At 54.1% G+C, this 26,236-nt stretch carries 19 protein-coding genes and 1 pseudogene; 5 read left to right on the forward strand and 15 right to left on the reverse strand.

Going from position 1 to position 26,236, the window contains the following annotated elements:
- Positions 1-28: 28 nt before the first annotated feature.
- The 11 genes and pseudogenes from AB1A64_RS02535 to AB1A64_RS02585 form a co-directional block, all read right to left on the reverse strand.
- Entirely contained in the window at positions 29-1,174 is a 1,146-nt protein-coding gene (locus AB1A64_RS02535) for an ABC transporter permease (protein WP_366549961.1), read from the reverse strand.
- A complete protein-coding gene (locus AB1A64_RS02540; protein ID WP_366549962.1) occupies positions 1,171-2,097 on the reverse strand; it encodes an ABC transporter ATP-binding protein in 927 nt (308 codons plus the stop codon). The genes AB1A64_RS02535 and AB1A64_RS02540 overlap by 4 nt, the downstream gene beginning before the upstream one ends.
- On the reverse strand, positions 2,094-3,047 hold the full coding sequence (locus AB1A64_RS02545) for an HlyD family efflux transporter periplasmic adaptor subunit (protein ID WP_366550248.1): 954 nt from the start codon (positions 3,045-3,047) through the stop codon (positions 2,094-2,096). The genes AB1A64_RS02540 and AB1A64_RS02545 overlap by 4 nt, the downstream gene beginning before the upstream one ends.
- 120 nt (positions 3,048-3,167) lie before the next feature.
- Positions 3,168-3,452, reverse strand: a complete 285-nt coding sequence (locus AB1A64_RS02550; RefSeq protein ID WP_366549963.1) for a hypothetical protein — start codon at positions 3,450-3,452, stop codon at positions 3,168-3,170.
- Positions 3,453-4,082: 630 nt separating this feature from the next.
- A pseudogene (locus AB1A64_RS02555) lies at positions 4,083-4,668 on the reverse strand (tyrosine-type recombinase/integrase).
- 294 nt (positions 4,669-4,962) lie between these two features.
- A complete protein-coding gene (gene ugpC, locus AB1A64_RS02560; protein ID WP_366549964.1) occupies positions 4,963-6,018 on the reverse strand; it encodes a sn-glycerol-3-phosphate ABC transporter ATP-binding protein UgpC in 1,056 nt (351 codons plus the stop codon).
- Positions 6,019-6,021: 3 nt separating this feature from the next.
- Positions 6,022-6,858 (reverse strand): sn-glycerol-3-phosphate ABC transporter permease UgpE, encoded by an 837-nt coding sequence (ugpE, locus tag AB1A64_RS02565; protein WP_366550249.1) that lies wholly within the window; start codon positions 6,856-6,858, stop codon positions 6,022-6,024.
- Between the two features lie 20 nt (positions 6,859-6,878).
- Positions 6,879-7,760 (reverse strand): sn-glycerol-3-phosphate ABC transporter permease UgpA, encoded by an 882-nt coding sequence (gene ugpA / locus AB1A64_RS02570; protein WP_366549965.1) that lies wholly within the window; start codon positions 7,758-7,760, stop codon positions 6,879-6,881.
- A gap of 52 nt (positions 7,761-7,812) precedes the next feature.
- Positions 7,813-9,123: a sn-glycerol-3-phosphate ABC transporter substrate-binding protein UgpB gene (gene ugpB, locus AB1A64_RS02575; RefSeq protein ID WP_366549966.1), complete on the reverse strand. Its 1,311-nt coding sequence runs from the start codon at positions 9,121-9,123 to the stop codon at positions 7,813-7,815.
- A 610-nt stretch (positions 9,124-9,733) separates the two neighbouring features.
- On the reverse strand, positions 9,734-11,197 hold the full coding sequence (locus tag AB1A64_RS02580) for a DASS family sodium-coupled anion symporter (protein WP_366549967.1): 1,464 nt from the start codon (positions 11,195-11,197) through the stop codon (positions 9,734-9,736).
- 152 nt (positions 11,198-11,349) lie between these two features.
- The gene (locus AB1A64_RS02585; RefSeq protein ID WP_366549968.1) at positions 11,350-12,351 is read right to left on the reverse strand and encodes a LysR family transcriptional regulator; all 1,002 of its coding nucleotides are present in this window, start codon (positions 12,349-12,351) and stop codon (positions 11,350-11,352) included.
- On the opposite strand from AB1A64_RS02585, the gene acdA reads away from it, so the two are divergent.
- Positions 12,333-13,604, forward strand: a complete 1,272-nt coding sequence (acdA, locus tag AB1A64_RS02590; RefSeq protein ID WP_366549969.1) for a 3-sulfinopropanoyl-CoA desulfinase — start codon at positions 12,333-12,335, stop codon at positions 13,602-13,604. The two genes, AB1A64_RS02585 and acdA, sit on opposite strands and share 19 nt — an antisense overlap.
- Here acdA and AB1A64_RS02595 read toward each other — a convergent pair.
- Positions 13,550-14,839, reverse strand: a complete 1,290-nt coding sequence (locus tag AB1A64_RS02595) for a hypothetical protein (protein WP_366549970.1) — start codon at positions 14,837-14,839, stop codon at positions 13,550-13,552. The two genes, acdA and AB1A64_RS02595, sit on opposite strands and share 55 nt — an antisense overlap.
- A 458-nt stretch (positions 14,840-15,297) precedes the next feature.
- Here AB1A64_RS02595 and AB1A64_RS02600 point away from each other — a divergent pair, with 458 nt between their 5' ends.
- A complete protein-coding gene (locus tag AB1A64_RS02600) occupies positions 15,298-16,680 on the forward strand; it encodes an amidase family protein (protein ID WP_366549971.1) in 1,383 nt (460 codons plus the stop codon).
- A gap of 973 nt (positions 16,681-17,653) precedes the next feature.
- On the opposite strand, the gene AB1A64_RS02605 is transcribed toward AB1A64_RS02600, so the two are convergent.
- Positions 17,654-18,901, reverse strand: a complete 1,248-nt coding sequence (locus tag AB1A64_RS02605; protein ID WP_366549972.1) for an aminotransferase class I/II-fold pyridoxal phosphate-dependent enzyme — start codon at positions 18,899-18,901, stop codon at positions 17,654-17,656.
- A 637-nt stretch (positions 18,902-19,538) separates the two neighbouring features.
- On the opposite strand from AB1A64_RS02605, the gene AB1A64_RS02610 reads away from it, so the two are divergent.
- Both AB1A64_RS02610 and cutA read left to right on the forward strand, forming a co-directional pair.
- On the forward strand, positions 19,539-20,216 hold the full coding sequence (locus tag AB1A64_RS02610) for a M48 family metalloprotease (protein ID WP_366550250.1): 678 nt from the start codon (positions 19,539-19,541) through the stop codon (positions 20,214-20,216).
- A gap of 546 nt (positions 20,217-20,762) precedes the next feature.
- Complete coding sequence (gene cutA, locus AB1A64_RS02615; protein ID WP_366549973.1) at positions 20,763-21,080, forward strand: divalent-cation tolerance protein CutA; 318 nt, start codon at positions 20,763-20,765, stop codon at positions 21,078-21,080.
- Between the two features lie 204 nt (positions 21,081-21,284).
- On the opposite strand, the gene AB1A64_RS02620 is transcribed toward cutA, so the two are convergent.
- Positions 21,285-22,721 (reverse strand): arylsulfatase, encoded by a 1,437-nt coding sequence (locus AB1A64_RS02620; protein ID WP_366549974.1) that lies wholly within the window; start codon positions 22,719-22,721, stop codon positions 21,285-21,287.
- 253 nt (positions 22,722-22,974) lie between these two features.
- Between AB1A64_RS02620 and AB1A64_RS02625 the strand changes: the two genes are divergently transcribed.
- Positions 22,975-24,921: a DUF3604 domain-containing protein gene (locus tag AB1A64_RS02625; RefSeq protein ID WP_366549975.1), complete on the forward strand. Its 1,947-nt coding sequence runs from the start codon at positions 22,975-22,977 to the stop codon at positions 24,919-24,921.
- Positions 24,922-25,139: 218 nt separating this feature from the next.
- Here AB1A64_RS02625 and AB1A64_RS02630 read toward each other — a convergent pair whose 3' ends face one another.
- The gene (locus AB1A64_RS02630) at positions 25,140-26,231 is read right to left on the reverse strand and encodes an aminomethyltransferase family protein (RefSeq protein ID WP_366549976.1); all 1,092 of its coding nucleotides are present in this window, start codon (positions 26,229-26,231) and stop codon (positions 25,140-25,142) included.
- Positions 26,232-26,236: the final 5 nt, after the last annotated feature.

Here is a 26,236-nt window from a genome sequence, read left to right on the forward strand (position 1 = left end):
TAGGGTGAACGATAGGTTTGGGCCGTCTTTATCCCAGCCGTTTCGTGAACCTCAGAGTGGCCGCCAACAATCCGAATGCTGCAAATCCGATCATCCAGAGAATTCCCCAGCGTAACTCGTATAGCGAAGCATCTCGCAGGACCACGCCGCGGATCATGTCCATGAAATGAGTGGCGGGCAGGACCTGAGCAATCATCTGGACTGGTTGTGGCATGCCGTCGAATGGAAACATAAAGCCCGACATCAGGATTGAGGGCAGCAGGACAAAGATGGTCATCTGCATCGACTGAAGCTGGTTCTGGGCCAGAGTGGAAATGACCAGTCCCAGAGAAAGGCTGGCAACAATGAACAGCAGCGTTACTACCAGCAATACACCCAGCCCACCATTGATCGGGACATCGAACAGGACATGCCCGAGGCCGAGGATGATTGCGACCTGTAGCAGGCCCAGAAAGATGTAGGGGATGATCTTGCCTATCATCAGTTCGATTGATTTGATAGGGGTGTTGATCAGCATCTCCATATTGCCCCGTTCGCGTTCTCGGACGATGGCAGCCGAGGTGAAAAGGATCATCGTCATCGTGAGGATGACTCCGACAAGACCTGGCACGATATTCACCGCTGACCGCTGTTCGGGGTTGAAGTAGAGCGTGACCTCAAACGTGGGCACTTGTCGGTTTGGTGGCTGCTTCAGAAGTTCGGTCAGCGGCATTGATCGCAGAGACTTGATTGCGCTGGCGACCATCGTGTCCGAGCCATCGACGATCCAATGGGCAACAGGCCGACTGCTGGTCTGATCTGTCGCGTTGGGCAGTCCCAGCCCGACGGACGGGCTGCGCGCAAGGCGTTGGCTCACGTCCTTAGGAATGATCAGCGCGGCGCGTACTCGGGATTCGGTGATAGCGCGCTCCGCCTCAAATGGTGTGGCCAGCTCTTCGGTGATTGTCACGACTTGCGTGGCCTGAACGATCTGAGCAAGCGTACGAGACAGTTCGGTTCTGGCTTCATCCACCAGGGCGACAGGCACGTGCCGCAGGTTGGTGTTGATCGCATAGCCAAACAGCAGCAGCTGGATCAGCGGGATCATGACCACCATGGCAAAAGTCATTCTGTCCCGTCGCAACTGAAGCAGTTCTTTCTTGAGGACGGCGGCGATGCGACGTGGGGAAATCACTGTTCAGGCCCTCGTGTAGCGCTGACAAACACATCTTCCAGGTTTGGCCTTTGTGGTGTCAGGGACAGGTCCGGGAACGCGCCAAGCTGGGCGCGTAGCATATCGACGGGCCGAGGCTCGGACTTGTCGACCAGCACGCGTAGTCGCGAGCCCACTTGTGCTGTCGAAAGAACCTTGGGCTTGCCGTCCAACTCATGTTTGACCTTTCGCAGGTCCGGCCCCTCGACTTCGACCACATCGGCCTGCAAATCGTCCATCAACTGGCGCGGGGATCCATCCGCCTTTTTCACCCCGTGTTGCAGGATGGCCAGCCGGTGACAGCGCTCTGCCTCATCCATGAAATGCGTGGATACGATCATTGTCGCACCCTGATCGACCAGATCAAACAATTGTTCCCAGAACGTCCGACGTGTTTCTGGGTCAACGGCCGATGTCGGTTCATCCAGAAACAGAAGCTTTGGGCGATGCATGACGGTGGCGGCGAGGGCCAGCTTTTGCCGCTGACCGCCGCTCATGCTTCCACTTAACTGATGGACATTGGTCGTCAGGTCATAGGTATGCAGCAGTTCATCAATCCGATCCTTGGCGGATTTCACTGGAATGCCGTAGATTTCCGCCGCGAACCGGAGGTTTTCCAGCACCGTCAGGTCCCGGTAATACGAGAAGATCTGGGTCATATATCCGATCTCATTCTTCAGCGGCTCTGCCGCCTCGGGCATCGACCGACCCAAAACCGAGATCACACCACTACTGGGGGTCAGCAGCCCGGTCAGCATGCGCATGGTCGTGGTCTTGCCGCAGCCATTGGGACCAAGAAACCCATAAATTTGGCCGGTTCGGATTTCGAGGTCCAGATTGTTAACGGCAGTATTGTCCCCGAACACTCGGGTCAGACCTTTCGTCGAGACGACTACGTCGCTCATGGCATGGGGACCTGCACGGGCACTCCGGCAGGCAGGTCCGGGGATGCAGCGGGCAGATCAATCTCGGCCAGATACACAAGCCGCGTGCGGTCGTCCTTGTTCAACCCGTAGTAAGGTGTGAACGACGCGTCGTCGCTGATCCATCGGATCACACCGGCCAGCGGCTCGATAAGCCCGTCAACGCGTACTTCGAGCGTATCGCCGGGTTTCAGATTGACGCGATGCGGTTCGGGGACATAGACGCGCGCATAGGGCGTTTGTCCGGTGACCATAACGGCAACCGGGCTGCCGGACGTCACACGCTCGCCCAGATTCCAGGGCAGTGAATCCAGTACGCCGTCGCGGGTTGCAACTACCGTCAGGTCATCCAACACGGTTTGTTCGGCGGCAACCGAGGCTTCTGCTGCACGCACGTTGGCCTCGGCGACAGCGAGGTCTTCTGGGCGGGTGCCGTTTCGCAACTCTTTCAGAGACTCCTGGGCGCTGGCCAATTCGGCCCGAGCGGAATCGCGAAGTGCTAAGTCATTTGCAACCTGTGCTTCGGTAACGACCGAATTTTCCACCAGCGTGGCGTTTCGATCATAGATGGCTTCAGCGTCGGCGAGGCGCGCGACTGCGCCTGCGACTTTGGCCTCAGCAATTGCAATCTCTTCCTCCCGCGGTCCGACCTGCAGCTTCAAAAGCGTGGCCTGTTCTTTTTCAAGTTCGGCCTGCGCCAGAGCCAGCTTTGCGCTTTGCAGCGTTGGATCAAGCTGAACCAGCGTATCGCCGGCCTTGACTATGGTTCCTTCTGCAACCGGCAAATCGACCACGATTTCGCTGGCCGTCGCGGTCAAGGCCACCCGGTCGCGGGCCAATACGCCCAAGGCAACGCTGGTATCGGACCCAGAGCACCGGTCCAGAAAGGCAGGCAATGCCGCCACCAGTATCAAGGGTATGGGGATTGTCATATTCAGCAAGGCTACCCTCCGGTTTCTGGCCCATGAATGGGTTGGGCTGGTCGTTGAACCATACAATCAGGAAATCCAATTTGTATATATCGACTGGCCACTACACGAGGTTGGAGCGGTCTACGCAGGCAGGCGCGCCAGCCACTCTTCCAGCTTTTGTCCGATCAGATGGGGATTTTCTTCCTGCGGGAAGTGAATACCCTTACCAATATCCACCACTTCGAGATTCCGGATGGTCTGGCGGCACCATTCAACCTCTTTTGGCCCGATGGTGCCTCCGGGCGTGGCGTGGAAGATCAGCATCGGGATTTGGGTCTCACCCAGCCAGCGACTATAAGCACTTACAATGTCATGCACATCCGTCGGCGTACCATCGATCGGTATTTCGCACGGCCAAACACGCACCGGTTTGCGGCTGCGCGCGGTGGGGAATGGCTGGCATAACAAGTTTGCAACCGGACACGATCATGCGGGATGACGGGGACGCTTCGAATGCCGTATTCCAGCAGCCCTACTTCACCACGCTGCCTTTCCTGGTAGGGCAGACGGATGCGGTTGCGGCTGTCCCCAAGCGGCTGGCAAAGCAAGTCCAGAAATTGACCCCACTTTGTTCAGCGCCGTTTTAGCCGGATTGCGGTTTCCCCTATTACCTGATCCGCCACGAGCGTAGCCGCTTTAATCCAGCGGTTAATTGGTTGAGGGAACAAGCATTGGAGATCACCAAGTCCGGCTGATCAGATGTTCGAGCCGGGATGATGGTTTGCACGTGAGAACTTCATAGTAGGTAGAGGCCATCCAAATCACCACCCGCTCTTGGGTCCTAACGAAACCACAATCCATAAACGGTATGTCTGTTGGGCTGATCTGCAACATCGATGGTTACCATTGCATCTCTGCCTAAAGCCGTGCTCAAGATCTTCGACTAACTTCCTGCTTTGCAATTGCAGCGAACGGCTTTGGCGGGCCGCACCGAAGAGAAGGTGACCAGGGTCGAACGGCTCGTTATTATTAAATTTCAATATCTTAGGAGATGGCCTAGGCATCCTCGAGTTCGACGCCGAGATACCGGGCTGTACTGTCCATCTTAGTATGGCCAAGAAGAAGCTGAACAGCGCGTAGGTTTCCGGTCTTCTTGTAGATCTTATTGACCTTGGTTGTCCTCATTGAACGGGTGCCGTATGCGCTCGCCTCGAGACCAATGGACATGACCCATTCACGGACAATCCAAGCGTATTGGCGTGTCGAGATGTGCAGACGTTCCGGAAATCGGCCCGACCATCAGCTCGTCTTCCATCCACTTCTCAACAGAGGCTCGTGCGCCTTCGGATATCTCAAAGCGCACAGGTTTCTGCGTCTTGCTTTGAATTACTGAATCCCGTTCCTTGATCTGACCCGATGACATGACATCGGCGACCTTCATCTTCACCAAATCGCGGCCGCGGAGCTTACTGTCGATTGCCATGTTGGAGAGCGCAAGATCGCGATGGTTTTCAGCAAGCTCGAGGCGAACTCGGATTGCCCAGACATGTTTTGGTTTCAGTGGTCGCTTCTGGCTGACGATGCGTCCTTTGTTCCAGGCTGGGCGAAGAGCACGAATGGCAGGTAAGTATGGGGTTTCCATGGCTGACCCTCCAATCCGCCATGCCCGCCCACTACAACAACCCGACATTGACGCAATACAATATCACAGGATACTGCGTTTGCTCCAATGGCAGCTGTGAGCACTAACCACCAATTGCTGCGCTCTGTGTCAACGACCACAAACCGGGTTAAAGCTGTCATTGGAGTCGGCTTAGACAATTCAAAACCGTCATTCGCGATAGTTAATCTGAAATCACCGAGGCTTCTAGTTAATCGCATCGTTCCGGCTTAGCGTATTTGACGACTTGGAAAACTTCAGAGAAACACAAGATTTTTAGCCCGTACGACGTAGGCCTGTTTCAATATTGAAGAGATGCGATTTAGCCGGCTGGATCGAAAACTGCATGATAGAGTTCTCAACGCTCAGGATATGAACACCCGGCAGGCTGGCTGTGAAGCTTTCGTTTGTGTCAACAAGTTCACAATGCAGGAGAGTATTTGCGCCAAGCGGTTCAGCCAATTTGGGGCGCACGCGGATGGCTCCGGCGTCTTCGGCGATCAGATGCTCCGGGCGGACACCCAATTTGACTGGGCCGTTGGGCCCACTAGCCTCAGCAATGCGTTGATCGCCCAAAGTGACCCATCCGTCTTTGATTTCCGCATCCAGGATATTCATCGCCGGGCTGCCAATGAACTGTGCTGCAAAAAGGGTGCGCGGGGTTTCATAAACCTCGAGTGGGGTGCCGATCTGTTCGGCAACGCCACCATTCATCACGATCATCCGGTCCGCCATGGTCATCGCCTCGACCTGATCATGAGTAACGTATAGTGCCGTTATACCCAGCTTCGACTGAAGCTCTTTGATCTCAAGGCGCATTTGAACGCGCAGTTTGGCGTCGAGGTTCGACAGTGGTTCATCAAAGAGAAACACCGCCGGTTCACGTACGATGGCGCGCCCCATCGCGACGCGCTGACGCTGCCCGCCAGAAAGTTCTCGGGGTTTCCGATCCAACAGCGGTTCAAGTTGCAGCAATCTGGCGGCTTCCAGCACCTTGGCTTCAATCTCACTTTTCGGCAGCTTGGCTATCTTGAGCCCGTAGCCCATGTTTTGACGCACAGACATATGCGGGTAGAGAGCGTAGTTCTGAAACACCATCGCGATGTCGCGGTCCATCGGCTCTTTGTCGTTGGCGCGCTCTCCCCCGATTAATACGTCTCCAGCGGTCACCGTTTCCAATCCTGCAACCATGCGCAATAAAGTGGATTTTCCACAGCCTGACGGTCCGACGATGACTATGAATTCGCCATCAGAAATGTCCACAGAGACATCGTGGATCACCTCAGTAGGGCCAAAGCTTTTCTTGATATCTTGTAGGGAAACTGTTGCCATTCGCTATTTCTCACTATCGACAAGGCCGCGAATAAACAGCCGTTGCATGCCCACGACAACGATCACTGGTGGGATCATCGCCAGAATTGAGGTCGCCATGATCGTTGGCCAGTGCGCAAAGTCATCTCCGCTTGGGAACATCTGCTTGATGCCCATCACGATTGTGTTCATCTCCGGGTCCGTCGTGATCAGTAGCGGCCAGAGGTATTGGTTCCAGCCATAGATAAAGAGGATCACAAAAAGAGCAGCGATGTTTGTGCGGCTCATCGGGACAACGATATCCCAAAAGAACCGCATCGGACGGGCACCGTCCACGCGTGCAGCCTCTGCCAGTTCATCCGGGATGGTCAGAAAGAATTGCCGAAACAAAAACGTCGCCGTGGCCGAGGCGATCAGAGGAAATATCAGGCCGGAATATGAGTTCAGCATACCGAAGCCGGCCACCACCTCATAAGTGGGTACGATACGCACCTCAACAGGCAGCATCAGCGTCAGGAAGATCAGCCAGAAAAAGATGCTCCGACCGGGAAACTTGAAGTAGACAATGGCAAATGCCGAAAGAAGGGAAATGACAATTTTGCCCACTGCGATCCCGATGGCCATGACCAGACTGTTGAACAGCATTGTCCCGACCGGCACGTTGATACCCGAGAAGAGTGCGTTCTTATAGTTGATCCAGAGTTGATCACCCGGCCAGACCGGCATGGGTGGGCGGATGATGTCTGACTGGGTCACCGTTGAGGCTACGAATGCCAGCCAGATCGGAAAGAAGATCACCAGCACACCGATGATCATAAACACATGGGTGAGCCACAGCCCAGTGCCTCGCTTTTCGACCATGCCGTGAATTTCGCGTGCCATCAGTAATGCACCCGTTTTTCAATAAACTTGAACTGCAGGATCGTCAGCAGCCCCACCACGATCAGCAAGATGACTGATTGAGCAGAAGAAGATCCGAGATCCTGACTGACGAACCCGTCGGAGTAGACTTTGTAGACGAGGATTGTAGTTGCCTGTTGCGGCCCACCTCCGGTGATCGTGTGAATCACGCCGAAAGTTTCGAAGAAGGAGTAGACGATATTGACCACAAGCAGGAAGAAGGTCGTGGGCGACAAAAGCGGCAGCACAATTGTCCAGAACCGCCGCCAGAAATGCGCTCCATCAATTGCTGCGGCCTCGATAACCGATTTTGGCACGGCTTGCAGGGCAGCGAAAAAAAACAGGAAGTTATAGCTGATCCGTCCCCATGCAGATGCAACGACAACAAGGCCCATTGCCTCTGTCCCGTTCAGTACATGGTTCCAGTCGTATCCCAATTGTCCCAGATACCAGGATACCACGCCGACGCGGGTGTTGAACATGAACAGCCAGAGCACACCCGCGACTGCAGGTGCCACAGCATAGGGCCAGATCAGTAGTGTGCGGTAAACGCCGGACCCTTTGATCAAACGATCCGCAATGACGGCAAGAAACAATGCCGGAATCATCGAGCACAACGTAACAAGGATCGAAAAGATCGCAGTGGTCGCAAAAGATGCTCGGTAGAATTTGTCCGACAGTAGGTATTCAAAATTACCAAGGCCCACATACTGCATGGACAGGCCAAAGGGGTCGGGAATGAACAACGATTGCCAGATCGCTTGGCCCGCCGGATAGAAGAAGAACACTGCCGAGATTACGACTTGCGGCGCAATCAGCAGCAGCGGCAGCACCCAACCGCGAAACTTAACCCGTTTTTCCATCAGACCCCTTGGCTAAAAAAGGTGGGCCGATTGGCCCATCCTTCGTATTGCCTTAGTTGTTTGCCGACTCGAACCGGCGTAGCAATGCGTCGCCGCGTTCCTTGGCGCTGTCCATCGCTTCCTGAGCGGTCTTGTCACCTGCCCAGATGGCCTCAAGCTCTTCGTCGATGATGCCGCGGATTTGATCGAAGGACCCAAGACGCAAGCCTTTGGAGTTCGCCGTCGGCTCCTTCGCAGTCATCTGGATCACAGCCACATCGGTACCGGGGTTTGCTTCGTAGAATCCGGCGTCGCGGGTTGCTTCGCCCGCTTCTGCAGTGATGGGTAGATAGCCGGTGTCCTGATGCCATTGCGCTTGCACGTCACTGGACGACAAGAAGCTCAGGAATTCGCCAACACCTGCGTATTCAGCGTCTTCATGGCCTTCCATGACCCAAAGAGATGCACCACCGATGATGGTATTCTGCGGACCGTTTCCGACGCCTTCCCAATAGGGCAACGGCCGTACGTCGAAATCAAACTCTGCTTCCGCCTTGATCCCGGCATAACCAGCCGAGCTTTCGGTGAACAGCGCACATTCACCAGACCGGAAGTTAGCGCCACCTTCATTGCGGCGCCCAGTATAGATGAACTTGCCGTCTTTCGCCCAGTCACCCATGGCTGTCAGATGTGCGACCTGAGCTTCACCGTTCAACATCAGTTCTGTATCAAGTCCGGCAAAGCCGTTGTCCTGACTAGCGAATGGCACGTCATGATAAGCCGAGAAGTTCTCGAGGTGAATCCAGCTTTGCCACGCTGTTACCAACGGGCATTGAGACCCACCAGCCTTGAGGGCCTCCAGCGTTTCACCCACTTTCTGCCACGTCGACAGATCCGTGTCCGGATCAACACCTGCGGCTTCAAAAGCATCCCGGTTCACCCACAATACCGGCGTGGACGAGTTAAACGGCAGCGACAGCATTTCACCGTCGGTGGTCGTATAGTACCCTTTGACAGATCCGATGTAGGCGTTTGGATCAAACGTGGCGCCGCTTTCAGCCATTACCTCGAAAACAGGCTTGGTCGCCCCTTTTGCGGACATCATCGTAGCTGTTCCGACTTCAAATACCATGAGGATATGCGGTTGCTCACCGGCGCGGAATGCAGCGATTCCAGAGTTGAGCGTTTCGGAGTAGTTGCCCTTGTGGCTTTGCACGACGACATAGTCGTTTTGGCTTGCATTGAACTCTTCAACCTGTGCTGCGACCAGCTCACCCAAGCGGCCGGTAAATGCGTGCCAGAATTGCACTTCGGTCTGTGCGATGGCCGCAACTGGCGACAGCATTGTGGTAATGGCGAGAGCGCCGAGAAATGATTTTTGCATTGTTCCTCCCTGGCACCGCAGCGGTGCATAGTCTTTGTGCTGGGACTTAGTTCCCATGCATATTGTTCGATATCAAAACGATACACCCCTTCGAAAATTTATCAAGAAATGACTCCCCGGTCCTATGAAGCATCACATTCCGACATTTTCGCTTTGTCCAACGGTACACTTGGCGACGACCGATCAGTTCAGCTTGGATCGCGGAGTATTTGGTAAACCCAGGGAACCTAAAATTGCTTGCCCGTCACATTGCACTCTGTGTTCGACACAGTGCTGCATTTGCGATTGGAATGTTGCGAGATGCGGCCATCTCATGGGTGCGCAAACGGAACAATTGATATCAGTTTCCTGCGAATTGAGCGTAAAACCATTGACCATGCACGGAGCGTCTACAGAACAGATTCTCGCCATAGCCGCCGTTCGCAATAGTATAATGGCGCCCAAAGCGGACGATGGTTGATAGGAAGCGAAAGCTCGCTTTGTCTGCATTGCGCTGGTTCAGCAAGCCTCTGATTTTGTGCTCGCAGCGAATGGCAGGCTTGACGGGCCGCGTCGCAGCGTCGGATGGTTAAGCTTAATGACTGGTATGGGCCGTTATTTTCCTGAGTTACTACCAATCAAAAATGGGTTGATACACGAAGTTGACCGCTAGAGTGCACAGGGCAATGGCGCACAAATTAAGACAAAACCCTGCCCGCGCCATGTCGGTGATTTTAAGATCAGGGTTCGAAAACACAATTGCATTTGGAGCCGTTGCGACTGGCATCATGAAAGACATGTTGGCTGCAAGGGCGGCCGGTACGGCCAACAAAAGCGGGCTCCAATCGAACCCGACGGCAACGGCAGAAACCACCGGAAGTATCGTTGCCGCCGAGGCTGGGTTTGACATGATCTCGGTCAGAAAGACCATCATCACAACGACTAGAAACACCATGGCAAAAACCGAGATGTCAATTGCAGATACCTGTTCTCCGATCCAATCCGCCAGCCCGGTGATTTGAAACGCCAAAGCCACGGCCAGCCCACCTCCGATCAGGATCAATACGCTCCACGGCAATTTCACAGCGGTTTCCCAATCCAGCGCAAATTTCGTCATATCTGCGTTCACCGGGATCGTGAAAAGCAACAAAGCTGCGATCAACGCTACGCCGGTGTCCGTGATTGGTAATCCGGTGAAATGTGTAATCTGGTCCCCGAAAATCCAACCGGTTGCAGCCAGAACAAAGACCACTGCAACGGTCTTTTCCGCGCGGCCCATCGGCGGAAGCCGTTCCCGCTCAATGTGAACCGCGTCGGCAAGGTCGTTTTCCGCCAAGCCGTCGCACCGAAACAAGACAAAGCTCAACAAGGCCCAGGCGATGAACAACATAACCATTGTCACCGGAAGACCGATCATCAGCCAGTCAACGAACTCGACCGTTATGCCGTATTCGCCGGACATGATTGTCGCCAGTAAAGCATTGACGGGTGATCCGATTAACGTGGCCATTCCCCCAATCGATGCGCTGTAGGCCACGGCAAGCATAAGGCCGACAGAAAACCGGCGCAGTTCACCCGAGGGCGCAACTTTGCTTTTAATGAAGTCGAGGACAGACAGTGCAACGGCATACATCATGATTGTTGCGGCCGTATTCGTGATCCACATCGAAAGGAATGCCGTGGCAATCATGAAGCCCATGGTCAGATTGCGCGGCCCCGTACCAGCCCTTGAAACGATTGCAAGCGCGATGCGCCGATGAAGGCCGACAGCTTCAATCGCCATGGCCAGCATGAACCCACCCAGAAACAGGAAAATGAGGGGATGGCCATAGGCCTGCGTGACCGCACCAATCTCGGCAACTCCAGCGAGAGGCATGACGACAACCGGCAGTAGTGCAGTGGCGGCTAGGGGTATTGCCTCACTAAGCCACCATGCAACCATCCGCGCCAGCAAGGCCAGCAATGTCCAGCCCGCCTCGGACATTCCGGGCGGTGGATCAAACGAACGAACGAGGAAAAACAGTATCGGGCCGGACAATAGCGACAGGAATACACGCCAACGGGAACGGACCGACTGGACCTGAAGCTCCTGCATTAAACCAACCCTCGGCGTAACAATCCCGACGATATCTCAACGCAGCATTCATGGCTGCGCCTTGTGTCAGATTAGGGCAAACATCTGGCATTTGTCATCCGCAGGTTTCTTGTTTGGGTCTTGCAGGCGATGAACCAAACGGTTTGAACAACTTAAATTTCCGCGTTTTCCAGACCGGTTATGCTGGCCTCAAGCAATGTCTTTAGCTTTGGGCGCCATATTTCAGTCAGGGCGTCTTCGCGTGTCACCAGTGAGATGTTGCGAAACAACGGCTGCGGCTTACAAGGTAGGATAAGAACCTTATCAGCGCCATACCGCAATACGTCTGTTTTTGGCAAAAGCGCGTATCCGATGCCGCTTTTTACGCAGTTTACGATTGCCTCGATACTGTCGAGGATAATCACTTCCTTCGACTTCAATTGCATCTGATCGCGGTATTGGGCGATCAGCTTGCCGACGCCTGACGATGGAATGAAATGTAAAAAAGGGTGTGATCCGGAAAGTCCGCTCAGTCCTTTTACCTTGCTGTTCAACGGTGCCGCGATCACCATTTCCTCACGGATCAACGTTTCGCAGCAAAGATCAAATGTCGCATCTGCGATTTCAGTTACGATAGCGGCATCCAATTGACCGTTTCGGACCTGCTCGCACAAAGTCTCTGACAATCCGGTGCTGGTGCTCAACATTGTTTTTGGAGCCAGCTGTTCAGCCGTTCCAAGAAACAGGGGCAGAATGCGAGCAGCAGCAGAGGGGACAAACCCGACCCGGTACGTTCCGGTCAGTTGATCGGTAGGCACACATCTTGATTTCAGTACTGAGTAGGCATCAACTATTGTCTTGGCGTCCTGAGCAACCCTCACTCCGAGTGGCGTCAGTTTGGGCGGCCGATACCGGCGATCAAACAACGCTGTGCCAAGCTCTTCTTCCAGCGATTTCATCTGCATGCTGACAGCAGACAGTGTCATGTTGCGCACTTCTGCGGTTCGAGAAAATGAGCTGTGCTGCGCAATCGCAACCAGTGTTTCAAAAGCTGAAATCTGCATAAGTTCAATAAAACTTAATTTAATCACAATGTAAATTCGATTGAAAATAACATGCGGACTCTCACATAATTGTGAGTAGAGAGGATGACCCAATGCTTGATCAGGGAACAAAGACGTATCAGGAAATCGCCCGCGAACTTGCTCCAGGATTTGCGGACCGGGCCGGTCACTGGGACGAAACCCGAACCTATTGCTGGGAAAACGTACGTGAACTGACCGACGCCGGACTTATGGGCATGACAATCCCGCCCAAGTTCGGAGGGCTCGGCGCCTCATACCTTGACGTGGTTTTGGCCGTCGAAGAAATCGCCAAAGCCTGCGCGTTGAGTGCCAGGATCGTCGTCGAGGCCAATATGGGTGGCATCAGCGCGATCATGGCCTATGGCACAGATGAGCAACGAGATTTTGTGGCCCCGCTGGTCCTGTCGGGGGACAAGCCTGCAATCTGCATAACTGAACCCAACGCCGGTAGCGCGGCGACCGAGATGCAGACAACAGCCCGGCGCATTGACGGGAAATATCTGATCAACGGCAGCAAACACTGGATCACGGGCGGCGGCGTTTCGAAGCTTTACCTAATTTTTGCGCGTGTTCTGGATGAGGACGGAACCGATCTGGGGATCACCGGTTTTCTGGTTCACTACGATCCCGAAAACGGTATCGCCCCCAAAGGGTTCGATGTGGTCGGTCGCGAACGGACCATGGGACTGTGCGGAATGCCGGAAACTGAGCTTCGTTTTACCGATCTGGAAGTTGATGAGCGTTTCGCGCTGGTCACCCCATCGGGAATAAAACGTGGCTTTGCCGATCTGATGACCGCTTATAACAGTCAGCGTGTCGGGGCGGGAACGGTGGCCATGGGAATTGCAGCGGGCGCGCTAGAGCATGCGAAAAGATACCTGCGCGAGCGTCATCAGTTCGGTCGCCCCTTGCAGGAGTTTCAGGGTCTTCAATGGATGTTTGCAGACATGGACACGGCGGTCCATGCGTCCCGTCTGATGTTGCACGAAGCCGCTGGAACCCTTGGTTCGACTGGGTTTCCCGACATGACAATGGCAGCTCGGGCAAAGGCCTTTGCGTCTGAACAGGCGATCAAAGTTGTCAACGATTCCCTGCAGATTTTTGGTGCGCGCGGATATGGCGCGCAGGAACCGATCGAGCGCATGTATCGCGACGTGCGTATGTTCACCATCGGCGGTGGAACCGCACAGATCCTGAAAACACAGGTCGCAGGCAGTTTGTTGGGCATTAAAACACCGCAAACCAGAGACGGGTACGCGAACCTTGCGGATCGTAACCTTGCGCAGGCTCAACGTTCAGAGCACGTTCTGGTTGAACCGAAGGCGGGTAGCTTCATGGCATAAAATGCTCCCGCAAGATTCAGCGGGACCATAACCACTAAGGCAGCAACGGCACCCTGCAGTTGAGTAATGCTGCCCACAATTACTGCTAGAACAAGACCGAAGGCACCGCCTGCAAGGTTGGCCAGCGTAATGCAATACGGGCGTTCAGCGTCCGAGGTCGCGTTGACGATATAGACCGTTCTACTCACGATTACCCCTTGCGTTGCGACAGCCAGCAAGAAGAAAACCCCGGAGTGGGTAAGCGGCATCCGCAACGGTGCGTAGAACTGCAATGTCAACGCCCCAATCGCAGCAAGACAGGCAAAAAGCCCCGATAGGGTCATCGTCAGTCTATTCGAGTTTTTGCTGATCCGAGGCCAGACCACTCCACCGACGATCATTCCAAAGCTTCCCGCGATCACAAATACAGCAAGGCTGGGAGCAGTATGAGGGTGCAAGGTGGAGGCGTGAACTGCAAAGAATGGCATTGCCACTTCAATCGTAACAAGCAGCACGCGGGCTTTGAGATACTTGCGAAACCAGCTTAGTTTCGACACTGTCTGCAAGCCTATACGCAGTTCGTCGAAGTAGTTTCGGAGCGGGTTCGACTGGTCATCCATGGCGGCATAGGCCTGCCGTGATTTTGCGGGCTCACGCAGGAAAGCAATTGCAAGAGAGGCAATCAGCAGCATTCCGATACCGATCAAGATGAGCTCGGTTTGGGCTTCACGTGGTGTCTCAACCTCGAAGAACAGCATTGAGCCAAGAACCAGAAAAATGACAAGGAAACCTGTGACGGAACCACTGAAAAACAGCAGTCGGGCGCGCGAACTTTTGATTAGTGATCGACCCAGCAAATCCTGAAAGGCGAGGTTGTTGATCCCTTTGCTCAACCCGATGACGGCCGCCGTCAGTAAAAAGATGACAACTAAAGCACCTGAAGATACGTCCAGGATCAAAAGGGAAATGACGAACAGCGCAGCAGCACTGGCGGTAGTAGTAAGGGCAACAATCCACTTTGTCCGCGATACAAGCGCGACCAGCGGTGCGCCGGATATTTGCGAAAGAAATTTGCAAAACTCGACTGTCGACAGCAGTAACCCCGCGAAAAGGAGCGGGCCGCCCAAAGATGCATATATGAAGGGCAGCACCAGTTTTTCGCTGCTCAGTTCATAGCCAATTTCGCGGGTGACGCTCTGCGTCAAAAGAACGCCGAAATTCCAGCGGTTTTGCCCGGCAACTAACCGTTCGCTCATCCTCCCTCCGGTCTAACCTATCCTATTAGCTAAGATGTTCTGAGTCCAATTAGACCAAACAGACCACGTTTTGAGATGATTGACAGTCGGGTGCTAATTCCGGCCCGGAAGCGAAGCAGAGGCGCCTTGTCCTGATGGCACCGATAGAGACACAATGAAAAGTTGCCAACTTCGCCGGATAGTCCGTCCTGTAGCGTCCGCAAGCACGTCTTTCAGCTCGGAGAAAGTCATCAAGCGCGGACCAGTTGCATTTGGCTGACTTCTCAGTGCAGAACTCTTTGACGCGTATGCGCCGGTCTTGTTGGTGCTTGCGGATCATGACGATTGGTTGACCATGCAGCGTTTGCTCAAAAGGGTCCCGTTAACCATTAAATGCACGGACACCTAATTGGGTTCTACAATTGGTCCGACCGGCCAAGTAGTTGTATGCTTGACGCGCCCGGTGCAAGGGGAAGCAGATGGCACTCTCGATCACCAGAACAGCAAACGACGTGCAAGATGGTACGATGACAGCGCAATCGCTTGTGGACGCGGCATTTGACAGTGCGGAGAAATATCGCGACGTTAATGCCTTTATTTCGCTCAACCGAGACAGCGCGATGGCCCACGCGCGCCGGGTCGATGAATTGGTTGCCCATGGCGATAGCGCGGGGCGGTTGGCCGGTGTTCCCCTAATTATCAAGGATAATATCGATGTTGCAGGGCTTCGTACCACGGCCGGAACCCCGGGGATCGATTATGTCGCGACAGAATCCTCCACGGTTGTTTCTCACCTGATGTCTGAGGGCGCAATCATTATCGGCAAGGCAAACATGCACGAGCTTGCCTTTGGCGTGACCTCCAACAACACTGCGTTTGGAGCCGTGCGAAATCCGGCTGATCTGACGCGCATCCCCGGCGGGTCTTCGGGCGGAACTGCGGCTGCGGTCGCCGCCGGCATCGTATCAGGAGGGCTTGGCACAGATACGGCCGGATCGGTTCGGGTCCCGGCCGCTCTGACCGGCGTCGTCGGCTTTAGGCCAACGACCTGGCTCGTGGATCAACGGGGCATTGTACCTTCTGTCCCAACCTTTGACGTTGCAGGACCAATGGCAAACACGGTTGAGGACGTTGCGCTTCTCTACGCCGTGATGACGGATCGACACATGCCGGTCGCCCGCCAGATAAGCGGACTTCGACTGGGGATGCCAAATTCCTACATGGAAAACCTGTCGGCCAGTGTTGCCACTGCTGAACAGGGTGGTCTCAAAAGGATCGAGCGGGCTGGCGCCGCCCTTGTTGCAGTCGACATGTCAGCGATCAGCGCAGCAGCTTTTGAAGTTGGATTTCCAGTCGGCTTCCATGAAATGAAAAGCGCGATGACAACTTTTCTCTTGCACCACAAGCCTGGCCCAAGCTTTGAGAATGTTGTCGCCAGAATTGCAAGCAAGGACGTGAAGGACACTTACCTCAACGCTGTCCTGGGCAACGATGCGCCGACAGAAGACGCATATCGCAATGCAATCGCAAGGATTGACGGCATTCGGAGCGAGTATCTAAAGCTCTTGGTTGAACACCGTCTGGATGCTCTGGTGTTTCCCACTGCACCACTAGAAGCGCCGCCAATTGTGGGCTCAGATGAAACCGTCTTATTGAATGGTGAGCGTGTGCCCACATTGCCGATCTTCATGCGGAATGTCGCCGCGGCCGGTGTATACGGTGCCCCCGGGATATCGCTTCCCTTAAAGGGGCCGGATAGCAACCATCTACCCGTTGGACTTGAGATCGACGGACGCCCTGGCGAAGACCACGCATTGCTTGGCATTGCTCTAGGGGTCGAGGCAGCGTTGTTACAAGTTTAGAGGATCACTCTGCATGTTCGGAAATGGGCGAAACGGTCGACCTCTTCGACCTTGCGTGAATCTCCGGCTTGTGAAACCGCGTTTTCAGATTCACTGTGGCCGACGCGAATGGCGCAATCTTTACCGCGTTGCAAATGAAATTTACACGGCGGTGCAGCGTTTTTCGTGCTGCAAGCGCGCGCAGCGAAAAACAGGCACTTTTCCTGTGGGCTCATTCGAGACATTTGCCGTAACTTGAATGAAGGGTCGCTTATTTTGTGTTGGGTCAGAAATGCTTGACGATTGGGTCAGAAATGAATGACGTGATTGGCCGATTTATTGAGGTTTTGTCTGTCGATTGAGTCAAATATCAGTGACGTTCCACATATCCTGTTGAACGTCACACGAACTTGACCCAACCGTCACAGTTGGACCAGAAACGGGGTGAACGTTCGACATCGGAAGGCACCCTCGATGTTGGACATCAATTGATTTTGGCCTTCGCGTCTTAAACTGACTCAAATTTCCCATTTTAATACTCCCGCAGAGAATTTCGTTTGATCTGGCTTCCCTTTTGGAAAATCAGGGCTGATTTGCAGATCAGACAGCGAAGCTGCCTGTTTCTGCCGATCTGCCACGTGGCGAACGCGGGAGGGGGCGAGGCAATGCTATTCGATAGGGGTGGTGCGGCCCGCAGGCACAGCCGAGGACACGGCCCTGTCTAAGAGGGTTGCCCGAGGGGGAGGGCCGCGCCCTCACCCTGACGGCCAGGGGCGTTTGGCTTGTCCAAATCCCGCGGGCCCACGAAGGGAAAGTGAGGGGAAGAAGGCCTGCCGCCATTTGCGATTGAACCATTTTGTCAAACCGCAAAAAGCAAAAGGGGCCACGAAGCCGCCATTCGCTGCGGTTGCATTGTTGATCTTATCTAACGACAGCAATGCTCAATATGCTGTCATTCAATGGAAACGCCAAAAACTCGAGCTGACACCAATTCTCATTCCTGCATTTGAGTTATGGCCACCTGAAATGCGGGCAATGCGTTTTCTATCATTTCGTCAGTAGCGGTAAGACAAATACGAAAGTCCGTTGGGCGGTCAAAGACTGTTCCGGGCATCACGTAGATTCCACTTTTTTGAAGAAATTCGGCGAAAGCACCGCTGTCTCCACCCGGGGCCTGCCCCCACAGATAGAAGGTACCCTCTGGCTGCGTCATCCTGTATCCCCATTGACCCAATGCACCAAGCATTCGCTCGCGGCGACGAGCTAGTGCAGAAATGTCGATTGAGACGTTTTCAAGATCCGGCAGCGCATAGATCAATGGAGCGTCTGGAACATTCCATCCATCCGCCATCTGTACGGCAAACCGCAGAGCTTGAAGCTCTTTTCGTTCCGCTTCAGGTAAGGTTGGAGAGATCGCAAGGTACCCAAGGCGCAGCCCCGGTGCGAGGAGAATCTTCCCGTAAGAATAGTCGATCAGCGTGTGCGGGTAGACAGCAGCAGGAGTCGTAAAGCCCATGCCGTCAAACCGAATGCGGCGATAAGGTTCGTCGGATAGTATCCAAATTCGATGACCGATCTCGGCAGACTTGACCTCGAGTAGGTCGGCCAGCTGTTGCAGATCAGAACGCGAATATATGCGACCTGTCGGATTGTGCGGCGTATTGACAACCAAGATCCTGGTACGTGGCGTAATGGCACTGGCAATCGCCTCAAGGTCGAGGTCAAAATTGTCTGGATCCAGAGGCACCTGTACCTCTTTGGCGTCGGCAGCGGCCAGCATCGGCCCATAGCAGAACCAGCCCGGCAATGGCACGATGCATTCGTCTCCGGGCTCAAGAAGCATGGTGAAACACATCTTGATCGCCCCAAAGGCGCCTTTGGTCAACGCAATGTCTTCCGTCTGGAAAGGTAGACCCAACTCCTCAGATAACGCGTCCGCCAGAAACGCACACGGGTCTGCTTCATTGGTCTTGTACGCGAACCAATCGACGCTCTGAGGTTCGGCGTGTGTCTTCAGCGCATCGATGAGTTTGGGTAAAGGCATTTCGTGCGGGTTGCCAAATGTGAAATCAGCGACCGCAGGTGTTTCTCTCACCGCTGCATGGTAAGTTGTAAAGAAGGATTCGACTTTCCGGATTGATCGCGCGGCTGCTTTGGCGCGTCGGGCAGTTGCAGACATAGAATTCTCCCCACTACGATTTCGGCTGTGCCAGCCTACCAAAAACAAATTAGTAAAAATCAAAATAGGCGTATCAGAAACACGTTAATTTTGCAGCATTATTCGCTGTTGGCTTGCGCAACGCCGACACTCATGTTGTGAAGTTATTTGCCTCGGTGCCGGTATCCACCAAACGAACCAACCCAACGTTTCTGCGCAGTACCCAAACTTTTTGAAGACTGGCACATGCAAAATTGTTGGGCTGAAGATCGTGTTCGCCAGATCAAGTAAACAAGGGTGCAATTATGAAACTCAGGTCAGTTTCCCATTTTTGCAACCGCTTCTAATGATCGTTTTTGGTTGGATGCGGTCGCCGACCTGAGCATTCCCTTTGCCGCGAGGCAGACAGGTTTCAAGCCGTGGGGCAGCGGGAATAGCGGCGGTTGATGCGTTGTTCAACGCGGCTCAGGTCGCTGGTGACAGGTTCGCGGATCAATTGGCCCGTTCGTTTCAAGGCCAATTGCGGTGCTTTCAATTTTGGCGACGGCTGAATCGGGGTGCCACTACGGACAATCTCCTCTGTTATTGAATATCAATTCACACAGGCCTTAATCTCGGAGTTGGATGTTGGTGTATCGAAAATTACCGACTCTGTTTTAGTGCTCTAATTTGTTGGAAAGGCGTGTTAATGACGCGAACTGTATTGGTATTGGCCATTTTGATGCTGGCGGGATGCGTGTCAACTGCGCCTCCTCCCTCAGCACCCATCCCAAAACCAGATCACGTAAGCACCCCGGTCAATTCACAGCAGGCACAAGTGAGATTTCGTCAAGTAGCCTCTCGAGTTGAGCCCGCGGCAGAGCGAGAATGTCGCCGCCGCACTCAGGGCGTGAATTGCGATTTCCTGATCCGCATTCATTCAAACACGCAAGCACCCTCTAACGCCTATCAGAGTCTAAGCAAGTCGGGGCGCCCGGTAATAACAATGACCCAGGCTCTCATAAAAGATGTGAACAATACCGATGAACTCGCATTTGTTATGTCGCATGAAGCTGCTCACCACATTCAAGGGCACTTGGCGCGCCGTGCTCAAAACGCGGCCGCTGGTGCGATCATTTTTGCCGGTCTGGCAACAATCGCCGGAACTGGAACGAATGACATTGCCGCAGCACAGGATCTTGGAGCCTTTGTTGGTGGGCGCAGCTACTCAAAGGACTTTGAGCTGGAAGCTGATCGGCTAGGCACGGTGATAGCTTACAAAGCAGGATATGATCCCATCAAAGGTGCGCTCTACTTCGCACGAGTTCCCGATCCTGGTGATCGCTTTCTAGGGACGCACCCACCTAACGCTCAAAGATACTACGCGGTTCAAGCTACAATGGCCCAGATCGGAGGTTGATTAACTTGAAGTTCAGGTCTTCACTAAACCGCGAAGCTAAAGTTCGAGCATTCCTTGATTCCGCTGTTGCCGCGAATGACCGGCCCGACGGACCGCGCTGCAGCACTGCAATCACCGGCTACCCGGCAGCTATGGGCCGTTGACATTAGTTCGGGCTGTATTGGGAATAAAGGGAAAGTTGCGCATTCTCGAATGCCGAACCTAAGTGCGGCGAAAGGACAATTCTAAACCCCGGAAAATGGCACTCTGAATGGCTGCATTGCGTCGCAAGCTGCCTAGTGCACGGGCAGCATCCCAATTCGACGGAAATGTCTGCTCAGGGCTCACTGCTGCCATTTGCTTCGGTTGGCGCCGATTGGACGTAAGAGCCCTTACCGACCTTGATCACACCTGGGTCTTTTGTTCATGCGGCAAGTCGCGAACCACGTAAACCGGACATTCTCTGAGTGGTACGCAGATGGCGGTGATACGTTGTAGGAGTGCAATGGCGTCGGAATGGTCCCGTGTTAGACTAAGAACTCAGGTTTGGCGTTTGTGAGATTGCAGATGATAGTCAAAATTTGGGTCAACTGCCCATCCGAGAAAGTCGCTGACCAGATCGCTGACAGGCTTCTTGAAGAGCGTTTGGTTTCCTCATCGAACCGCTACACTGCAACTAGCAGTAAATACCTCTGGAAGGGAAAAATCGTAACCGCGCGGGAGGTCCCACTTCTGCTGAAGACCCGAAAAGAGCTTTTTGACGTTGTCGTTGAAGCGATCCGCAGGATGCACCCTTATGAGACGCCCAGTATTCTCTCGATTGATGTTGACCAAGCCAACGGTGAATATCTTGAGTGGATGATTGAAAGCACGCGCGAGATCTAACCAAAGCTCAAAATAACGGCCAATAACCGCTGTATCTTTGGGCTCACTACCGACTTTCTCTGCGGCGAGTTCGGACAAGCAGATGAGCCCTAAGCCGCCGTCGACCTAGCTTCCTTCCTTTGCATGTGCGGCACGTCGCGAACCGCATATTCCGGACATTCAGAGCTAGGTGACAAATGACGGCTTTGCGGACAAAGCCGCCGTTCAGTTTTTGGGTGGTTCGTACGGATCAGGCGTTCCCGGTGGGATTGGAGGGTGTTCCTCGAAAGTTGCAATGTGCTCCTGCAACTGCGGCAGCGCCTTTTCGGCTGCCCATGTGTGCGGGAAAAGTACGCTTTCACGCTCGTGTGGATCATTCAAAAGGTTGTAGACCCGTGGTGTGTCGAAAGACTCCGTTGCACCAAAAGCAGTCGTATTCTCTTTGAAAAGAACTTTCCAATCCTTCCACTTTACTCCGAATACCTGCTCACCCATGTAGACGATCACGCCTTCTCGGTTTGAGTTTGGTTGGGCACCAAGGAAGAACTTTGACTGGTCGACACCATCAAAGGCCCTGTCATCAGGCACCTTGCCCCCTGCAAAAGCTGCAAGTGTCGGATAGAGATCCATTGAGTGGACAACATCGTTGCTTTCTGAACCGGCAGGGATCTTTCCCGGCCACTTGATTGCAAAGGGTACACGCATGCTTCCTTCGAGGCTGGTGAACAGAGTGCCGCGCCAAGGCCCGGCTGTACCATGTACAGCAGGAACCGGCGAGACGTTGGCATTTCCAACCGGAAGAGCTTCGGGGCCGTTGTCAGCGGTGAATATCACCACGGTGTTGTCGGAAACGCCTGCCGCTTCAATCGCATCAACGATGCGTCCGATATAGCTATCTGTTTGAAGCAGAATGTCTGCCCAGACGCCGTTTCCAGTGGCGCCATCAAACTCCTCGGACGCGATATTTGGATAGTGGGTCTGCGTATATGCAAGATAGATGAAAAACGGCGCGTCTTCGGAACTCTTCGCTTCGATAAAGTCGATAGCCTTTTTCGTCAGTTCGCCGTCTATCTCGCCGCGATAGTCGAGATCGTAGTCCCGCGCGATGGTTGCTGGCTCGCCTGCAACACCCTGCATCACAACAGGCTCTTCCAAGTTGGCTTCAGCAAATCCCGGAAGCGTGCGCCAGACTGTAACGTCAGTGGTCTCAACTCCGTAAAATTCGTCGAATCCTTGATTCGTTGGATAGCGTCCTTCGGTCCAGCCAAGGTGCCACTTGCCGTACATGGCCGTGTTGTATCCCACATCCTTTAGCATCTCCGCCATCGTGATTTCCCACTGAGTTAGGCCGTAGACGCCGCCGCCCAGTGGGACTGTGTGGTTGCCGCTTCGGATACCGTATCGTCCTGTCATGGTCGCTGCACGGGACGGCGTGCACTGGCTTTCCACGTTGAAGTTTGTGAGTCGTAGCCCCTCCGCAGCGAGGGCGTCCATCTCGGGGGTCGCTGTACCTCGGATTATGCCGCCTCCATTGAACCCAGGTTCGCCCCAACCAAAATTATCTAGAAATATGAATACGATGTTGGGTTTATCTTGAGCTGAAGCGCCCGTGGCAAATAGAAGAGACAAGGACAGCAGGAATGTTCGCGATAACCACTTCATAACAACGTCTCCAATCAAGATCACGGACTCAAGACTGACGAACCAAGTCACCAGTCGTCAATAACGTCGTCTCATTGCTGTACTTTTTCACCGCGGCTGAGCACCAGAGGTAAGGGCGAAGCTGCGGCCCCGGACTAGTCGAACCTCTCCTGAGATCTTTTGAGCTCATCTAAGAAAAACCGTTGTTTTCCTTGACGAACAGTCGGCTCAGATGTTGCCATAGGCTGGCATTAAGCGCGTCTGGGAGGTTCAAATGAAGTTTTTTCTGACGACATCGACAGCAATAGTTTCCGCAGCATTCATATCAAGTTCTTCAAATGCTCAAGAGGCCGTACAAGGCGGGCAAGTCGGAGAGATGACCATATCGGTTGATGATATGCGCGAACCCGCGCCCGCTGATTTCTCACCTTATGCAGGTCGAGACTTTCCTACACGACCTCTGTGGGGTGACACTCACTTGCACACGTCAAATTCGCTCGACGCGCGAGGGTTTGGCGTCATCCTGAGCCCAGACGATGCTTATAGATTTGCACGCGGTGAGGAAGTCACTACGTCGCACGGCCTTCGGGTGCAGTTATCGCGTCCCCTCGACTGGCTTGTCGTATCCGATCACTCGGACGCCATGGGCGCCATGAATGAGATCGTCGCAGGGAATTCTACCCTGATGCGTGATCCAACACTTCGAGACTGGAACGAACGTCTAAACGCCGGTGGAGATGTTGCTCTCGGCGCAACAATGGAAGTCATAGAAACCTTTGCGGGTATAACCGGTGATGCTCTTCCCGAGGCTGTTTCAGATCGCAGGTTCGTACAATCCGTTTGGGACGAATTCACGCAAACTGCGGATCATCACAACGACCCCGGCGCATTCACTGCGTTCATCGGGTACGAATGGACGTCCACAGAAGGAGGCAACAACCTCCACCGCAACGTGATCTACCGAGATGATGCCATTCGCGCACGGCAGATGCTGCCATTCACAACCGCAGAAACTTTTAATCCCGAACGTTTGTGGGACTGGATGGAAACTTATGAACTAGAGACCGGCGGCCGTGTACTTGCCCTTGCCCACAACGGCAACGTCTCAAACGGCCTGATGTTTCCGGTGGAAACCAACCCGGAAACGGGCGAGCCTTTGACCGAAGACTACGCAGTGCGGCGTGCTAAGTGGGAGCCGATGTATGAGATCACCCAGATCAAGGGTGACGGAGAAACTCACCCTTTTCTCAGCCCGAACGATGAGTTTGCCGACTATGAAACCTGGGATAAATCCAATCTGGGTCCGACGCCCAAAGAAGACTGGATGCTTCAGTACGAATACGCGCGCGAGGCTTTGAAGAATGGTCTCAAACTAGAGGCTCAGCTCGGCACCAATCCATACAAGTTCGGAGTAGTGGGCTCGACTGACAGCCATACGGCTTTGGCAACGGCGGAAGAAGACAATTTCTTTGGCAAACACTCCGGTGTCGAGCCGGAACCTGGCCGTTGGCAGCATGTCGTTGGTGAGTTCGATGCCTTGAGGATTCTCGGGTGGGAAATGGCAGCCTCTGGCTATGCAGCGGTCTGGGCTCAGGACAACACACGCGAAGCCATATTCGACGCCATGGAACGGAAAGAAGTTTACGGGACAACCGGTAGTCGCATCGCGGTTCGTTTCTTTGGTGGTTGGGACTTTACGGAAGCTGATGCAAGGTCTCGTTTGCCCGCAGAAATAGGATATGAAAAAGGCGTTCCGATGGGTGGGGACCTCGCAGACGCGACAGAAGGCGCGGACGCCCCAACCTTCTTGGTTGCTGCGCTGAAAGATCCGTTCTCCGGCAATCTCGACCGCGTTCAGATTGTGAAAGGTTGGCTAAATTCCAGCGGCGAAACTGAAGAGCGGGTCTATGACGTGGCTTGGTCGGGAGACCGAGAACCTGATGCGGACGGCAACCTGCCAGCGGTGGGGAACACCGTGGATGTTGCAACGGGCACATTTACCAATTCTATAGGGTCTCCAGAGCTGATCACTGTTTGGAAGGATCCTAATTTCGATCCTTCAGTTAGGGCTTTCTACTATGCCCGTGTCTTGGAAATTCCCACACCGAGGTGGACAATTTACGACTCCGTTCGGTTCGGAGACGAACTACCCGCGGAGGTTCCGACGTCAACGCAGGAACGCGCGTACACTTCGCCAATTTGGTATACGCCCGAGAACTGAAAGGCACCAATGGTATTAGACTAATTTCATCAAAAGGTAGTCACTGGGTGTTGAAACCGCACGGCTACTTTGTCCGCACAACGAACGGCTGCTCTGAGCTCATTGTTACTTATGCTGCGGAAGTCATGAACGGCTGCTTTGGTGGAGGTTTGATCGAATACAGTCAAATTGTGCAAAGGCGACCGTTGTGGCCGCTCTTTGCGCTCGTCTCCACGGCTTTAGCTATGAGTGCGTGACTTTTCAGGATCATAGATTGGGTTAGCGGCGATTGTCGCTGTTGTTTCTAGTCCTTCGCTCTTAACGCTCAAGGTTGTACCGACGGTCAATCCGGTCTGAACATGGGCCAATGCCAGCGACTTGCCCAGGCGGTGCGAATAGCTGGGGCTGTTGATCAGCCCAACGCTTTCTCCGTTCAAGGACAGCGTTTCGCCACCTTCGACCATGTCCGAATGGTCGATATCGAGGCATACATTGGTGATCTTTTCACTGCCTAGCGCGGCCAATACTGCGGATTTGCCACGAAAGTCAGGCTTGGACTTGCTGATGGTAAAGCCCAGGCCCACTTCCCAAGGGGTGTTGTCCTCGGTCATGTCGTAACCGTAGAACAAAAGGCCTGCTTCGATCCGCACCTTGTCGAGCGCGGTAAAGGAACAGGGCATGACGCCCGCTGCGACCAGTTTGTCCCAAATGTCGGTGATCACGGACCCATCGGCAAAGATCTCGTACCCGCGTTCGCCTGAATAACCGGTGCGCGAAATGCGACAGGCATGGCCGAACAGCGTCACGGGCGCGTGCTCGAAATAAGCCAGATCGGCCAGGTCGATATCCGCATTTGCGTTTAGGATTTCCAGCGCGGCTGGTCCCTGTACCGACAGATCGTGCAGATCATCGGTAAACTGAACTTCGACATCACGGCTTTCCGCCGATGCCTCAAGCAGCGCCATGGTGTCGCCTGAACCATGCACGATCATCCATTCGTTACCCCCATTGTTCGAAACAATGGCGTCATCCGCGATCCCACCCTGTTCGGTCAGTACGCAGAGATAAGCCGCCTTCCCCGGAGCGAGTTTCGAAAGGTCGCGCGTGGTCAGATGATCCAGCACCTCCTGCGCTTCTGCGCCCCGCACCATCACCTTTTTCAGCGGCGACATGTCGAACATGCCAGCCCGTTCCCGGACCGCGTCATGTTCATCGTTTGGATCGGTGTTGTATGTCCAGGCCGTGCCCATCCCGTTCCAATCCTCAAGCCCCGATCCCAGGGCCGTGTGGCGCGAGGCAAGGGCAGAAGTGCGGCTGAGATCTTCGGTCATGGCGT

Origin of the sequence: Ruegeria sp. ANG10, assembly GCF_040705255.1 — a bacterium.
In the GTDB taxonomy this organism is placed as follows: Bacteria; Pseudomonadota; Alphaproteobacteria; order Rhodobacterales; family Rhodobacteraceae; genus Ruegeria.

Coding starts and splice junctions, on each gene's coding strand:
- AB1A64_RS02600 (WP_366549971.1), top strand. CDS start 15,298: ATGGCACTCTCGATCACCAGAACAGCAAACGACGTGCAAGATGGTACG.
- AB1A64_RS02580 (WP_366549967.1), bottom strand. CDS start 11,197: ATGCAGGAGCTTCAGGTCCAGTCGGTCCGTTCCCGTTGGCGTGTATTC.
- ugpC (WP_366549964.1), bottom strand. CDS start 6,018: ATGGCAACAGTTTCCCTACAAGATATCAAGAAAAGCTTTGGCCCTACT.
- cutA (WP_366549973.1), top strand. CDS start 20,763: ATGATAGTCAAAATTTGGGTCAACTGCCCATCCGAGAAAGTCGCTGAC.
- AB1A64_RS02545 (WP_366550248.1), bottom strand. CDS start 3,047: ATGACAATCCCCATACCCTTGATACTGGTGGCGGCATTGCCTGCCTTT.
- AB1A64_RS02595 (WP_366549970.1), bottom strand. CDS start 14,839: ATGAGCGAACGGTTAGTTGCCGGGCAAAACCGCTGGAATTTCGGCGTT.
- AB1A64_RS02610 (WP_366550250.1), top strand. CDS start 19,539: ATGCTGGCGGGATGCGTGTCAACTGCGCCTCCTCCCTCAGCACCCATC.
- AB1A64_RS02625 (WP_366549975.1), top strand. CDS start 22,975: ATGAAGTTTTTTCTGACGACATCGACAGCAATAGTTTCCGCAGCATTC.
- ugpA (WP_366549965.1), bottom strand. CDS start 7,760: ATGGAAAAACGGGTTAAGTTTCGCGGTTGGGTGCTGCCGCTGCTGCTG.
- AB1A64_RS02630 (WP_366549976.1), bottom strand. CDS start 26,231: ATGACCGAAGATCTCAGCCGCACTTCTGCCCTTGCCTCGCGCCACACG.
- AB1A64_RS02620 (WP_366549974.1), bottom strand. CDS start 22,721: ATGAAGTGGTTATCGCGAACATTCCTGCTGTCCTTGTCTCTTCTATTT.
- ugpE (WP_366550249.1), bottom strand. CDS start 6,858: ATGGTCGAAAAGCGAGGCACTGGGCTGTGGCTCACCCATGTGTTTATG.
- ugpB (WP_366549966.1), bottom strand. CDS start 9,123: ATGCAAAAATCATTTCTCGGCGCTCTCGCCATTACCACAATGCTGTCG.
- AB1A64_RS02540 (WP_366549962.1), bottom strand. CDS start 2,097: ATGAGCGACGTAGTCGTCTCGACGAAAGGTCTGACCCGAGTGTTCGGG.
- acdA (WP_366549969.1), top strand. CDS start 12,333: ATGCTTGATCAGGGAACAAAGACGTATCAGGAAATCGCCCGCGAACTT.